The sequence below is a fragment of the Escherichia sp. HH41S genome, assembly GCF_009820115.1.
Classification (GTDB): Bacteria; Pseudomonadota; Gammaproteobacteria; order Enterobacterales; family Enterobacteriaceae; genus Escherichia; species Escherichia coli_F.
Map to the genome: position 1 here is coordinate 106,395 of NZ_VNXE01000016.1, position 13,604 is coordinate 119,998.

Consider the following 13,604-nt stretch of genomic DNA (forward strand, 5'->3'; position numbering starts at 1 on the left):
TTGATTGTACATTCCTTAACCGGAGGGTGTAAGCAAACCCGCTACGCTTGTTACAGAGATTGCATCCTGCAATTCCCGCTCCCCTTTTGCGGCCGTCGCGCTGATTTTTCTGGCGTTTGCGGAAATGGGCCAACTCTGCGAGGAAAGCTATGCTGAAAAGGAAAAAAGTAAAACCGATTACCCTTCGTGATGTCACTATTATTGATGACGGTAAACTGCGTAAAGCCATTACCGCAGCATCACTGGGTAATGCAATGGAATGGTTCGATTTTGGTGTTTATGGTTTTGTTGCTTACGCATTAGGTAAAGTTTTTTTCCCGGGGGCTGACCCCAGCGTGCAGATGGTTGCTGCACTTGCCACTTTCTCCGTTCCCTTTCTGATTCGACCGCTTGGCGGACTCTTCTTTGGTATGTTGGGCGATAAATATGGTCGCCAGAAGATCCTCGCTATCACTATTGTGATTATGTCGATCAGTACGTTCTGTATTGGCTTAATACCGTCCTACGACACGATTGGTATTTGGGCACCGATTCTGCTGTTGATCTGTAAGATGGCACAAGGTTTCTCGGTCGGCGGTGAATATACCGGGGCGTCAATATTTGTTGCGGAATACTCCCCTGACCGTAAACGTGGCTTTATGGGCAGCTGGCTGGACTTTGGTTCTATTGCCGGGTTTGTGCTGGGAGCTGGCGTAGTGGTGTTAATTTCGACCATTGTCGGCGAAGCGAACTTCCTCGACTGGGGCTGGCGTATTCCGTTCTTTATTGCTCTGCCGTTAGGGATTATCGGGCTTTACCTGCGCCATGCGCTGGAAGAAACTCCGGCGTTCCAGCAGCATGTTGATAAACTGGAACAGGGCGACCGCGAAGGTTTGCAGGATGGCCCGAAAGTCTCGTTTAAAGAGATTGCCACTAAATACTGGCGCAGCCTGTTGACATGTATTGGTCTGGTAATTGCCACCAACGTGACTTACTACATGTTGCTGACCTATATGCCGAGTTATTTGTCGCATAACCTGCATTACTCCGAAGACCACGGGGTGCTGATTATTATCGCCATTATGATCGGTATGCTGTTTGTCCAGCCGGTGATGGGCTTGCTGAGTGACCGTTTTGGCCGTCGTCCGTTTGTGCTACTTGGTAGTGTTGCACTGTTTGTGTTGGCGATCCCGGCGTTTATTCTGATTAACAGTAACGTCATCGGCCTGATTTTTGCCGGGTTACTGATGCTGGCGGTGATCCTTAACTGCTTTACGGGCGTTATGGCTTCTACCTTGCCAGCGATGTTCCCGACGCATATCCGTTACAGCGCGCTGGCGGCGGCATTTAATATTTCGGTGCTGGTTGCCGGTTTGACGCCAACGTTGGCGGCCTGGCTGGTCGAAAGCTCACAGAATCTGATGATGCCTGCCTATTACCTGATGGTAGTGGCGGTGGTTGGTTTAATCACCGGCGTAACCATGAAAGAGACGGCGAATCGTCCGTTGAAAGGTGCGACACCGGCGGCGTCAGATATACAGGAAGCGAAGGAAATTCTCGTCGAGCATTACGATAATATCGAGCAGAAAATCGATGATATTGACCACGAGATTGCCGATTTGCAGGCGAAACGTACCCGCCTGGTGCAGCAGCATCCGCGAATTGATGAATAAGCTGAAACGGATGGCCTGATGTGATGCTGTCTTATCAGGCCAATTGAACTCTTAAGGTTCACTTAATCTCTGACGCGCATACTCTCCTCCAGGTTAACGGAGGAGAGTGCAATGAAAAACCGTGTTTATGAAAGTTTAACTACCGTGTTCAGCGTGCTGGTGGTCAGCAGCTTTCTTTATATCTGGTTTGCCACGTACTGATCTTTTTTCAGCCGTATCCAGGCCCGTGTGCCAGAAGTCTCTTGCCGGTTTTGCAGGAAAAACTGCCCGTGATGCAACTGTGTAATGCGGCTGACAATACTTAAACCCAGACCAATCCCGCCATAACGGCTGTCCATACGTACAAACGCTTTACTCAACTCCCCGCATTTACTCTCATCAATACCCGGTCCTTCATCTTCAACGGCCATGACCGCTCCGCCATCTTCTTGCAGCTTAATCATAATGTTGCTGCCTTGCGGGCTGTAACGATGGGCATTTTCTACCAGGTTTCGCAATAACATCCGCAGCAGGGTTGCATCACCCTGAACGATGATGTCGGCGGCGCTCTCTGGCAATAGCAGGGTTTGCTGGCGCTGGTCGAGCATGGTACTGAGTTCGTCATACGAGGGGAGAATGACATCTTCCAGCAGTTTTACATGTTGATAATTACCGGAAGAAAATGACTGTCCGGCACGCGCCAGTTGTAGTAGCTGGGAGACACTCTCCATCATCTGATCAAGTCGTGCCACTAACGGTGCTACATCAATGTGATGCGTTTTCGCCAGCAGTTCCAGATGCAAACGCACCCCCGCCAGTGGCGTTCGCAGTTCGTGCGCGACGTCAGCGGTAAACAACCTTTCGTTATCCAGCGTGTTGGTCAGGCGACTGACCAGATCGTTTAACGCTGAAACCACCGCTTCGATTTCGAGGGTGGCGCTGTGAATGGCAATGGGCGTTAAGTTGTCGGCGGTGCGCGCTTCCAGCTCTTTTTGCAACTCCGCCAGCGGGCGGGTGATGCGGCGTACCGCCTGATAGCAGATAAATAGCGTCAGGCTGACCATAAAGACGCCAGGGACAATCAGGCTGGCGACCGCCTCGCGGATCTCACGCATGATGTGGCGATCGTTATTGCGATTGTCGCGTAACGCCTGCTCAAACAGCTGAATCTGCTCGGTACTTTCATGCCATAGCCAGAAGACGCTGATCAACTCAAACACCAACAAAATGGCCCCAATGGTCAATATCAGCCGTTGGCGCAGCGATATTGGTCGGCGCAGAAAACGCATCAGATTCAATTAGTTTTCCTCATTCGCGACCAGCATATAGCCAAAGCCGCGCACGGTGCGGATACGGGCTTTGCCCACTTTGTCGCGCAGATTGTGGATATGCACTTCAAGAGTGTTGGTCGAGGGTTCGTTGTCCCAGTTATAGATGTCGTTGTAGAGAATTTCCCGATGCACCGGACTGCCTGCTTTAAGCATTAACCGTGATAGCAGAGCATATTCTTTGGGCGTCAGAATCAACTCTTCACCGTCCATCCATACCTGACGGCGACCCATATTCAGCGTCAGATTGCCAACAATCAACTCACTTTCGCCCTGATTATTATGGCGTCGTAGCAGGGCGCGGATACGGGCATGTAACTCTTCCAGCGCAAAAGGCTTTACCAGGTAGTCATCGGCACCGACATCCAGCCCGGCGATTTTGTCGGTAAGGGTATCGCGGGCGGTGAGAATTAACACCGGCAGGGTGTATTTTTTCTGCCGGATTCGGGCGAGAAAATGCAGCCCATCTTCGTCGGGTAACCCTAAATCCAGTACCACCAGGCTGTAATGACCGGTCTCAAGGCTTTGTTCCGCCATCCGCGCGGTTGTCACGCCATCGCACGCGTAGCCTTCGGTTTGCGCCGCCAGAATCAATCCCTGCAATAACAGCGTATCGTCTTCAACAATCAGAATTTTCATTCACTCACTCTCCTGCAAGTTTGCAGAATATCATCCGCAGCCTGGTAATACTTCGTCTCAACGCCAGTTAATCCCAATAGCGTGGAGAATAAATTGTCTTGTGAATAGTGTTGCGTTTGCGCCTGTTTCTGTAGGCAACTTTGGTCAACCTGATACCGTTTTTGATAATCCTCAGACAGCCACAGCAGCATCGGCACCTGTTTTTGGCTATCCGGGGCGATGGCATAAGGCAGACCGTGCAGATAGATGCCATTTTCACCTAACGATTCACCGTGGTCAGAAAGATAAACCAGGCTGGTGGTAAATTTATCCTGATGTTCTTTCAGTAGATTAATTGCTTTATCAACAATATAGTCGACGTAGACCAGCGTATTGTCGTAAGTGTTTACCAGTTGCTCTTGGGTACAGGTCTGGATCTCGTTGGTGTCGCAGGTAGGGGTAAATTTCCTGAACTGTGGCGGATAGCGATTGTAATAGGTCGGGCCGTGACTGCCGATGGTGTGTAAGACAATTACGCCATCACCTTGCAGGTTATTGATGTACTCTTCCAGCCCGTGGAAAAGCACTTCGTCATAACATTCGCCGTTGATACACTGACCAGGCAGGTTCAGCGCAGTGACGTTCTGGTGAGGCACGCGATCGCAGGCACCTTTGCAGCCGCCATCGTTGTCATTCCACAGCACGTTTATGCCCGCCCGCTGAATGATATCCAGCACGCCTTCCTGATGTTGTGCCAGTTCTTCTTTGTAATGCTCACGCGGCATATCCGAGAACATGCATGGTACTGAAACTGCCGTTGCCGTGCCGCAAGACGCAGTATTGGGGAAATAGACCACGTTATCTTTCGCCAGCCGCGGGTTAGTTTCACGCGGGTAGCCGTTGAGGGAGAAGTTCTCCGCCCGCGAGGTTTCGCCGACAATCAAAATGGTCAAATTTTTACGTTTCTCGTTCTGCATTAACGGGTTGCGGTGCGCGTCTTCACCAATTCGCACCAGCGGCAGATTTGCTAGTCGCTGATGGGAGTACCATGACCAGCTGGCAATAATGCTGTTAGAGGGGCTTAAGGACTTCACCAGCTCTTTGTTGTTGCGAAACAGCGAGGCGTAGTCTTTATAAAACAGTGCGGCGACCAGCAGAATCAGGAGCACAGAAACCAGAATATTGGCTCCACGGAAAAGAACACTGCGCAGGCGCGAGGTGGCCGGTTTGATTTTAATCCAGCAGGCAATTAGCGCAGCAAGTACGCCGCTGAGTCCCAGCGTTAATAACATTTGCGGTGTCATCAGCGCATAACTTTCTGCTGGGGTGGTATCAATAATATTGGCAATCATCGAGCGGTCGATGACGATGCCGTAAGTCATTATGAAATATTGTGCAGCCGCGCCAACCAGAATAAACAGGCAGGCCAGCGGTCGATTAAGCCATAAGAAAGAGCTTAGTGTCAGGACAATATTAATCACGCTGAAGGCGACGACCGGCATCGACAAGAAAACCAGTACGTTATGCAGCGAGTCCAGCGGCAGCGCCTGCAACACCTGTTTAAAAAAGGCAATATTCAGGCAGATAGAGATATAAAAAGCGGCCAACAATAGCCAGGCGAGTAAATTCAAAGAGGGTCTTTTTAGTAGGCGCTTCAACATCACGGTGTTTCCATCGAACAAAGTGCGCATATGCTCGCAAAGCAAAATTAAGCCAACCTTAAGTTCTTAAGGTTGGCTTTTATGTTTGCTGGATTAAGGGGAATTAATCTTTGCTTATTGGTGCATCTAAGGGATACGGGTTTTTATGCAGCCGGTTGTAATTCAGCGCATACATGGCGGTGATGACCATCAGGGTGACAAATGACCACATAACCTCTTTCGCCCCGGACCCCACCACGGCCCAGATGCAGTAGAGGAAGGCAATGGTAGTAACTGCCAGATATGCCGGGCGTGCTTTACCAAAGTGACCGTGGCCGAGCAGCAGTAACGCCGCACAGGTGTAAAGATATGGCACCAGTGTAAAGATGACCGACACGGAAGAAACCAGACCGAACTCTTTAGTCGCGTTTGGCGAAATGCTACTGAGCTGGAAGATGGTCATCAAAATACCGACGATAATCAGCCCTGCCACTGGCGTACCCGCTTTATTTACACGGGCAAAAATCGGTGGGAACAGCCCGTCATCGGCAGCGGCTTTCGCCGTTTGACCCGCCAGCAATGTCCAGCCGCCCAGTGAACCTAAGCAACCCGCAGCTGCGCAGAAAGAAACAATGGCCCCGGCGGTGTCACCCAGCGCCATCCGTGCGGCATCACCGAATGGCGAAGCAGAAACGCGCAGTGCGGCATTAGGGATCATCCCCATAATCGCGGTGGTAGAAAGTACATAGCAAACGGCGGCAATCAATACCCCACCAATGGTGGCGATAGGGACGTTGCGTTTCGGGTTTTTCACCACACCTGCGGCAACGGAGGCACTTTCCACACCGATGAACGACCACAGCGTAACGTTAAGGGTACTTTGAATCGCGCCGAAGGTGCCCAGGCCGCTGACGTTCCATGCCGCCATATAGGTTTCACCACGGAACCAGAACCAACCAAATACGGCAATCCCGACGATGGGGATCAGCGCCAGCACGGTGGCAACGGCCTGCACGCGGGTGATCATTTTCGGACCGACAATGTTCAGCAGGACGAAGATCCACAGCACCACGACGCAGGTGATGGTTAATACCAGTGGATCTTTCAGAATCGGGAAGAAGTAACTTAAATATCCTACGCCAATGACCACCATGGCGATATTGCCGATCCAGCAGGCCAGCCAGTAGAGGACGTTGGTTTGATAACCGAGAAACGGGCCAAAGCAGCGGCGGGCGTAAGCGTAAGAACCACCAGGACTTGGGTCGAGGAACGACATTTTGGCGTATACCATCGAGAGCCCCAGCGCACCGATAATCGTCACCAACCATCCATAAATGGCAATCCCGCCAGTGGAGGCCAGGTTTGCAGGTAACAGAAAAACACCTGACCCCATAATATTCCCCGACACCATCAGGGTGACGGGGATTAAGCCCACTTTGTGAGCATCAGCATCCGAAGACATAATTAAACTCCTGCGAAGGCGAGCTTCGTGACAATAAATTACGTCATATCATACGCCTGCATTCGATAGTTGAATTATTATCGACCGGGTTATCGCTGATGCCGTTATTAATATAGCTCTTCGTTAAGGTTAAAAATCAGGCGACAGTGCGTTCTCTGTGCTGACTAACATAATGCAGAGGCGTCATACCGTAGAAGTCTTTAAAGACAGAAATAAAGTACGACGTACTGTTGTAGCCACACGACTGTGAAACCTGAGAGATATTTTTACCGTCCATCATTAATTCATTGACGGCATAACGCATGCGGCAGGTGGTGATTATTTGGCTATAACTGGTGTTTTCGCTTTTCAGCTTTTTCTTTAACAGGCTTGGGCTAAGACATAAACAACTGGCTACCATACTAAGATTCCAGTCTTTGTGGATATCGCTTTCAATAATTTGATAAACGCTGTCACTTACACAATTACGTAACATATACATCATTAATGAAAGGAATTTTTTACTGTCGAGAAAACGGGATAGCACTGTGAATAATAATGCACGTGTTCGTTCTTTTTCTGACTCAGTTTCAGCGGGCATCATGCTATGTTGCGCGGCAACGCGAAAGACGTCTGGCGTCAGGCATGGCAGGGTGAGGATGGGCGTAGCACTACGTTGCCATACTGGTATTTGCGAGAGATCTTTATTCAGAAACCGGAGGTAATCTTTGATGATGTCGTGACTAATATGAGCAACCAAAGTGTTATTAAGAGAGGAGACGTCGATAATATTATTTTCACAATTTAATAACGCCATATGGTTAGCTTTAAGGCTAATAGGTTCTTTCCCATTCACCCTTATCCAGACATCTTTTTCAGTCAATAAAACAATACAAGGTTGGTCGCTGCAAATCCTCATACATGTACTCCTGAGTGCGAATAAAAGACCAGTTCTCGCTAAAGCAAAGCGATACCGGGAAATGGTTATATAATTGTATGATGAATATAAACATGCATAAAAATAACGAGTTTTACTAATATTACAAATTTTTATAGTAATTTCTCATGTACATATTTTTTTACAGGATAAATAACAGGCGAAAAAAAGCGCGGGGTGGGACCGCGCAAAAAGTATGACATTTTTGTTTGCAGCAATTTTTATGAAAACGTTGCCATACTAAAAAGGCCTCAAGCCAGGCGGCGTAATGTTATTTAACAATTACGCCTTCAGCGGAATAGTGGTTACGCTTTCACACACATGACGTGGTAAATACCGTCAATAATTTCAGTCCCTTCAGTTTCGTGTTCAAATCCAGGGAAATGATGGTCCCAGGATTGCAGGGAGCGTAAATAACTTACCTGTGGACTGTTTTTATCGCCGAAGTTTTCACCAGACAGTAGCATCGGGATTCCTGGCGGATACGGGATAACTGAGTTTGCCGCGATGCGTCCAGGCAGATTTTCAATGGATACCAGTTCGACATTGTTATCGACAATTGCGTTGTACGCTTCACGCGGGGTGATTTCCGCCACCGGCAGGCCGGAATAGGCTTCGTTCAACCGTGCGCCAGGGTTATTTTCTTTTAGCCAGGCAAACATGGTGTCACCCAGATCGTGAATCCCCATATTCGCGTAAGTGTCAGGATATTGTTCAACAAGTTCCGGCATCACCTGCGCCAGCGGTGTGTTGGCGTCGTAGTGGCGTTTGAAGGAGCAAAGGGTGTTAACCAGAGTTCCCCATTTCCCACGGGTTACGCCCATAGAGAACAGGAACATAATTTGGAAGTCAGTGGTGCGGGTAGGCACAATGCCGTGGCGACCAAGCCAGGCAGTGACCAGCGCCGCCGGAACACCGGTTTCTTCCAGTTCACCATCTTCACCCATTCCCGGTGCGAGAATGCTGACTTTAATTGGGTCGAGCATACTCCAGTTATCCGGAATATCTTTGAAGCCGTGCCAGCTTTCGCCCGGATGCATTACCCAGCAGTCCTGAACGGTGGTCAGCAGTTTGGTTGGCGCGTCAGCAAAGTCGTAGGTTTTGCCGGTTTGTGGATCGGTGACCACTTCTTTGTTCCACGGTTTGAAGAACCAGCTACCGTCATGGGTGAACTCTTTATACAGCCGTGCCATCGCTTGACGGAAATCAACCGCTTCGTCGATCACTTCCTGGGTCAGTGACAGGCCGCTGTTGCCGTCCATCATCGACACCGCCACGTCGTTAGATGCACAGATGGCATACAGCGGGGAGGTGGTGGCATGCATCATGTATGCCTGGTTGAAGCGGGAGAAGTTAATCGCCCCACGACCTTCACGCACATGAATGTAAGAGGCCTGTGACAGCGCATTCAGCAGTTTGTGGGTTGAGTGGGTGGCGAAAACGGTAGGACCGTTGTGATCGCCAGGTTCACCGCGCATGGCATAGTGATCGGCATAGATGGGGTTGAAACGTGCATAGCCGTACCAGGCTTCGTCAAAGTGCAGACGATCGGAAGTTTTTTCCAGCAGATCCTGCGCTTCTTTAGCGTTATAACACACGCCGTCATAGGTGCAGTTGGTCACCACGCAGTAAGACGGTTTTTGCCCGGCTTTGTCTTTGGTCAGCGGGCTTTCACTGATTTTCTTCTGCAAGGTTTCAGGTTGCATTTCCTGCGGATAGATTGGCCCGATAATGCCGTAGCGGTTGCGGCTTGGCACCATGTAGACCGGTTTCGCGCCTGTCAGCATCAAGCCTTGTTCGATGGATTTATGGCAGTTACGGTCAACGACCACTACATCGTTATCGGTCATGCAAGCCTGCATGATGGTACGGTTAGAGCCGGAAGTACCGACGACTACCGACCAGGAGCGATCGGCACCAAATACGCGTGCGGCATATTTTTCGCTTTCGCCAAATGCGCCAGTATGGTCAAGCAAAGAACCGAGGGAAGTCCGTTCGATGCCCATGTCGGTGCGGAACAGATTTTCACCATAGTAGTCATGGTAGAAACGTCCGGCGGGTGTTTTGGTAAAGCCAACGCCGCCCTGGTGGCCTGGCGCTGCCCAGGAATATTCATGGATGTCGCTATATTTCATCAGCGCGCTGAACAGTGGCGGCAACAGCTGCTGGCGGTAGCGGGTCATTGCGGCAACGGCGCGTCCGGCGATAAAGTCGGCGGTATCTTCCAGAATCCAGGCGAATTCATCGACAAGCTCCAGCAGATCTCGGTCCATTGCGGCGAGGGCTTTTTCCCGATCGCCCAACAGGAAGACCGGCACGTTTTGTTGGCGCTCATGAAGCTTACCGATCAATTGTCTGACGTTTTGATGTTCGTCCGGATGTTCCATTTGATAGCTGAACATCAGGCAGTCAATGGCTTCGTTTGAAGAGAGAATGGCAATGCCATCATCAAAGGAGGTGGATTTAATCACGGTAACATTTTGCTGGCTTAAAGCATCTGCCAGACGCTCAACGGCGTTACCGACCCAGGTGTCCTGATGGAGAAACTCGCTTTCAACAATTAATACTTTCATCATTGCTTACCCGGTTATGAAGGAATCTTCGTTGCGGGCAAGTATCTTCCGGCCTTTTCGGGCTGTAAAGCGCATGAAAAACAAACATTTTTTAAATATTCATTTTTATAAACAATATGTTATGTGATTATTTTGATTTATTTTCACTGCTTATTATCGACGGCTAAACTATTTTTTTGGCTGATACTGATATCGTCTTTAGCCGGGAAACGTCTGGCGGCGCTGTTGGCTAAGTTTGCGGTATTGTTGCGGTGACATGCCGACATATTTGCCGAACGTGCTGTAAAAACGGCTACTCGAACGAAAGCCTGCCGTCAGGGCAATATCGAGAATACTTTTATCGGTATCGCTCAGTAACGCACGAACGTGGTTGATGCGCATCGCAGTAATGTACTGTTTCATCGTCAATTGCATGACCCGCTGGAATATCCCCATTGCATAGTTGGCGTTAAGTTTGACGTGCTCAGCCACATCGTTGATGGTCAGCGCCTGATCATAGTTTTCGGCTATGAAGCTCAGCATCTGGCTGACATAAAATTGCGCATGGCGCGAGACGCTGTTTTTGTGTGTGCGCGAGGTTTTATTGACCAGAATCGGTTCCCAACCAGAGAGGCTAAATCGCTTGAGCATCATGCCAATTTCATCAATGGCGAGTTGGCGAATTTGCTCATTCGGACTGTTCAATTCCTGCTGCCAGCGGCGCACTTCAAACGGGCTAAGTTGCTGTTTCACCAGTGATTTGATCACCATACCGTGAGTGACGTGGTTTATCAGGTCTTTATCCAGCGGCCAGGAGAGAAACAGATGCATTGGCAGATTAAAAATCGCCATGCTCTGACAGGTTCCGATATCTGTTAGTTGGTGCGGTGTACAGGCCCAGAACAGCGTGATATGACCCTGATTGATACTCACTTTTTCATTATTGATCAGGTATTCCACATCGCCATCGAAAGGTACATTCACTTCAACCTGACCATGCCAGTGGCTGGTGGGCATGATATGCGGTGCGCGAAACTCAATCTCCATCCGCTGGTATTCCGAATACAGCGACAGCGGACTGCGGGTCTGTTTTTCGTCGCTGCTACACATAAAAGTATCTGTATTCATGGATGACTCTCTTTCCTGGAATATCAGAATTATGGCAGGAGTGTAGGAATATGACTGCGAGTGGGAGCACGGTTTTCGCCCTCTTGCCTGAGGGGCGAAGGGATCATCCGAGTACCATGAGGCCGAAAACTCTGCTTTTCAGCTAATTTATTCCCATAAACTCAGATTTTCTGATGCTTCACACAGGATCTGAGTTTATGGGAATGCTCAGCCTGGAAGCCGGAGGTTTTCTGCAGATTCGCCTGCCATGATGAAGTTATTCAAGCAAGCCAGGAGATCTGCATGATGTCTGCACCTAAAATTACATTTATCGGCGCTGGTTCGACGATTTTCGTTAAAAATATTCTTGGTGATGTGTTCCATCGCGAGGCGCTAAAAACGGCGCATATTGCCCTGATGGACATTGATCCCATCCGCCTGGAAGAGTCGCACATTGTGGTGCGCAAGCTGATGGATTCAGCGGGGGCCAGTGGCAAAATCACCTGCCACACCCAACAGAAAGAAGCCTTACAGGATGCCGATTTTGTCGTGGTGGCATTTCAGATTGGCGGTTATGAACCTTGCACGGTGACTGATTTTGAGGTCTGTAAGCGCCACGGTCTGGAACAAACCATTGCCGATACGTTGGGGCCGGGCGGTATTATGCGCGCGCTACGTACCATTCCGCATCTGTGGCAAATTTGCGAGGACATGACGGAAGTCTGCCCCGATGCCACTATGCTCAACTACGTTAACCCAATGGCGATGAATACCTGGGCGATGTATGCCCGCTATCCACATATCAAACAGGTGGGGCTGTGCCATTCGGTGCAGGGTACGGCGGAAGAGCTGGCGCGTGACCTCAATATCGACCCGGCTACGCTGCGTTACCGTTGCGCAGGTATCAACCATATGGCGTTTTACCTGGAACTGGAGCGCAAAACCGCCGACGGCAGTTACGTGAATCTCTACCCGGAACTGCTGGCAGCGTATGACGCAGGGCAGGCACCGAAGCCGAATATTCATGGCAATACTCGCTGCCAGAATATTGTGCGTTATGAAATGTTCAAAAAGCTGGGCTACTTCGTCACGGAATCGTCAGAACATTTTGCTGAATATACACCGTGGTTTATTAAGCCTGGTCGTGAGGATTTGATTGAGCGTTATAAAGTGCCGCTGGATGAGTACCCGAAACGCTGCGTCGAACAATTGGCAAACTGGCATAAAGAGCTGGAGGAGTATAAGAACGCCTCCCGGATTGATATTAAACCGTCACGGGAATATGCCAGCACAATCATGAACGCTATCTGGACTGGCGAGCCGAGTGTGATTTATGGCAACGTCCGTAACGATGGTTTGATTGATAACCTGCCACAAGGATGTTGCGTGGAAGTGGCCTGTTTAGTTGATGCTAATGGCATTCAGCCGACCAAAGTCGGTACGCTACCTTCGCATCTGGCCGCCCTGATGCAAACCAATATCAACGTACAGACACTGCTGACGGAAGCCATTCTCACAGAAAATCGCGACCGTGTTTACCATGCCGCGATGATGGACCCACATACCGCTGCCGTGCTGGGCATTGATGAAATCTATGCTCTTATTGACGACCTGATTGCCGCCCACGGCGACTGGCTGCCAGGCTGGTTACACCGTTAAGAGGTAATCGCTTCCGGCGCTCTGGTTATCAAGCCATAGCGCCGTAGCTGGCGGCAATGAAAGCGAGCAAGGAATATCACCGTAGTTAATGCACCAAGTAGCGCGCAGAACATATCGGATTGTGTGTCCCATTGGTCGCCCTGGGTACCGAGAAAATCATCCGCTCCCTGACCCATTGCCAGCGCTGCCCACCACTCGATTAATTCATACATCGCGCTTATCGCCAGCGCCACGCAGCAGACCAGAAACGCCACCATTTTACGTCCGCGCACGTATATCCCGCGAACGAGAATTTCTCGCGCCACCAGTGCAGGCACCAGCCCCTGGAAAAAATGCCCCAGCTTGTCATACGGATTACGGCTCAACCCTAGCCATTCCTGCACCTCAAAACCAACGGGGACTTTCGCGTAGGTGTATTGCCCGCCGACCATCAGGATGATGGCGTGAAAGAAAATGAGCGTATAGAGCAGCGGCGTTAACGGATAACGTTTAGCGGTGGCAAGCAGTAGCGGCACGACAATAATCACCGGTGTCACTTCCATCAGCCAGGTGAGTTTGTCATTGGCCGAAATGCCGGTATAAATCAGGATTAACGTTAGCGCCAGTGCGCCGGTGTTAAGAATTAACGGCTTGAGTGTGCGGGTCATGGTGAGTTCGCAAGTCAGGGAAAATACTGACTATTCACCAGCAA

11 protein-coding genes are annotated in these 13,604 nt (G+C 50.0%); 3 read left to right on the top strand and 8 right to left on the bottom strand.

Features of this window, described 5'->3' with window-relative positions; genetic code table 11:
* Positions 1-149 precede the first annotated feature (149 nt).
* Complete coding sequence (gene proP / locus FQZ95_RS04895; RefSeq protein WP_001298520.1) at positions 150-1,652, top strand: glycine betaine/L-proline transporter ProP; 1,503 nt, start codon at positions 150-152, stop codon at positions 1,650-1,652.
* A gap of 111 nt (positions 1,653-1,763) precedes the next feature.
* Complete coding sequence (gene pmrR, locus FQZ95_RS04900; RefSeq protein ID WP_000797657.1) at positions 1,764-1,853, top strand: LpxT activity modulator PmrR; 90 nt, start codon at positions 1,764-1,766, stop codon at positions 1,851-1,853.
* On the opposite strand, the gene pmrB is transcribed toward pmrR, so the two are convergent.
* The 7 genes from pmrB to melR all read right to left on the bottom strand — a co-directional run bounded on the left by pmrB (position 1,829) and on the right by melR (position 11,299).
* The gene (gene pmrB / locus FQZ95_RS04905; RefSeq protein ID WP_160529938.1) at positions 1,829-2,929 is read right to left on the bottom strand and encodes a two-component system sensor histidine kinase PmrB; all 1,101 of its coding nucleotides are present in this window, start codon (positions 2,927-2,929) and stop codon (positions 1,829-1,831) included. The two genes, pmrR and pmrB, sit on opposite strands and share 25 nt — an antisense overlap.
* Positions 2,930-3,598 (bottom strand): two-component system response regulator BasR, encoded by a 669-nt coding sequence (basR, locus tag FQZ95_RS04910; RefSeq protein WP_032185719.1) that lies wholly within the window; start codon positions 3,596-3,598, stop codon positions 2,930-2,932.
* Complete coding sequence (eptA, locus tag FQZ95_RS04915; protein WP_160529939.1) at positions 3,595-5,238, bottom strand: phosphoethanolamine transferase EptA; 1,644 nt, start codon at positions 5,236-5,238, stop codon at positions 3,595-3,597. Before eptA ends, basR begins: the two co-directional genes overlap by 4 nt.
* A gap of 103 nt (positions 5,239-5,341) precedes the next feature.
* On the bottom strand, positions 5,342-6,679 hold the full coding sequence (gene adiC, locus FQZ95_RS04920) for an arginine/agmatine antiporter (RefSeq protein ID WP_000093154.1): 1,338 nt from the start codon (positions 6,677-6,679) through the stop codon (positions 5,342-5,344).
* A gap of 136 nt (positions 6,680-6,815) precedes the next feature.
* Positions 6,816-7,577 carry a DNA-binding transcriptional activator AdiY gene (gene adiY / locus FQZ95_RS04925; RefSeq protein ID WP_001217059.1) on the bottom strand — a complete coding sequence of 254 codons (762 nt, stop codon included), beginning with the start codon at positions 7,575-7,577 and terminating at the stop codon, positions 6,816-6,818.
* 323 nt (positions 7,578-7,900) lie between these two features.
* Positions 7,901-10,168 carry an arginine decarboxylase gene (gene adiA, locus FQZ95_RS04930; RefSeq protein ID WP_160529951.1) on the bottom strand — a complete coding sequence of 756 codons (2,268 nt, stop codon included), beginning with the start codon at positions 10,166-10,168 and terminating at the stop codon, positions 7,901-7,903.
* A 198-nt stretch (positions 10,169-10,366) separates the two neighbouring features.
* On the bottom strand, positions 10,367-11,299 hold the full coding sequence (gene melR, locus FQZ95_RS04935) for a transcriptional regulator MelR (protein ID WP_265743900.1): 933 nt from the start codon (positions 11,297-11,299) through the stop codon (positions 10,367-10,369).
* 258 nt (positions 11,300-11,557) lie between these two features.
* Between melR and melA the strand changes: the two genes are divergently transcribed.
* The gene (gene melA / locus FQZ95_RS04940; RefSeq protein ID WP_000986594.1) at positions 11,558-12,913 is read left to right on the top strand and encodes an alpha-galactosidase; all 1,356 of its coding nucleotides are present in this window, start codon (positions 11,558-11,560) and stop codon (positions 12,911-12,913) included.
* On the opposite strand, the gene FQZ95_RS04945 is transcribed toward melA, so the two are convergent.
* Entirely contained in the window at positions 12,910-13,560 is a 651-nt protein-coding gene (locus tag FQZ95_RS04945) for a DUF2238 domain-containing protein (protein ID WP_160529941.1), read from the bottom strand. The genes melA and FQZ95_RS04945 overlap by 4 nt on opposite strands.
* Positions 13,561-13,604 lie beyond the last annotated feature (44 nt).

What these genes read in the sequence shown, in the direction of transcription:
- pmrR (WP_000797657.1), top strand. Translation starts at nt 1,764, where the DNA reads ATGAAAAACCGTGTTTATGAAAGTTTAACTACCGTGTTCAGCGTGCTG.
- FQZ95_RS04945 (WP_160529941.1), bottom strand. Translation starts at nt 13,560, where the DNA reads ATGACCCGCACACTCAAGCCGTTAATTCTTAACACCGGCGCACTGGCG.
- melA (WP_000986594.1), top strand. Translation starts at nt 11,558, where the DNA reads ATGATGTCTGCACCTAAAATTACATTTATCGGCGCTGGTTCGACGATT.
- eptA (WP_160529939.1), bottom strand. Translation starts at nt 5,238, where the DNA reads ATGTTGAAGCGCCTACTAAAAAGACCCTCTTTGAATTTACTCGCCTGG.
- adiY (WP_001217059.1), bottom strand. Translation starts at nt 7,577, where the DNA reads ATGAGGATTTGCAGCGACCAACCTTGTATTGTTTTATTGACTGAAAAA.
- adiC (WP_000093154.1), bottom strand. Translation starts at nt 6,679, where the DNA reads ATGTCTTCGGATGCTGATGCTCACAAAGTGGGCTTAATCCCCGTCACC.
- basR (WP_032185719.1), bottom strand. Translation starts at nt 3,598, where the DNA reads ATGAAAATTCTGATTGTTGAAGACGATACGCTGTTATTGCAGGGATTG.
- proP (WP_001298520.1), top strand. Translation starts at nt 150, where the DNA reads ATGCTGAAAAGGAAAAAAGTAAAACCGATTACCCTTCGTGATGTCACT.
- adiA (WP_160529951.1), bottom strand. Translation starts at nt 10,168, where the DNA reads ATGAAAGTATTAATTGTTGAAAGCGAGTTTCTCCATCAGGACACCTGG.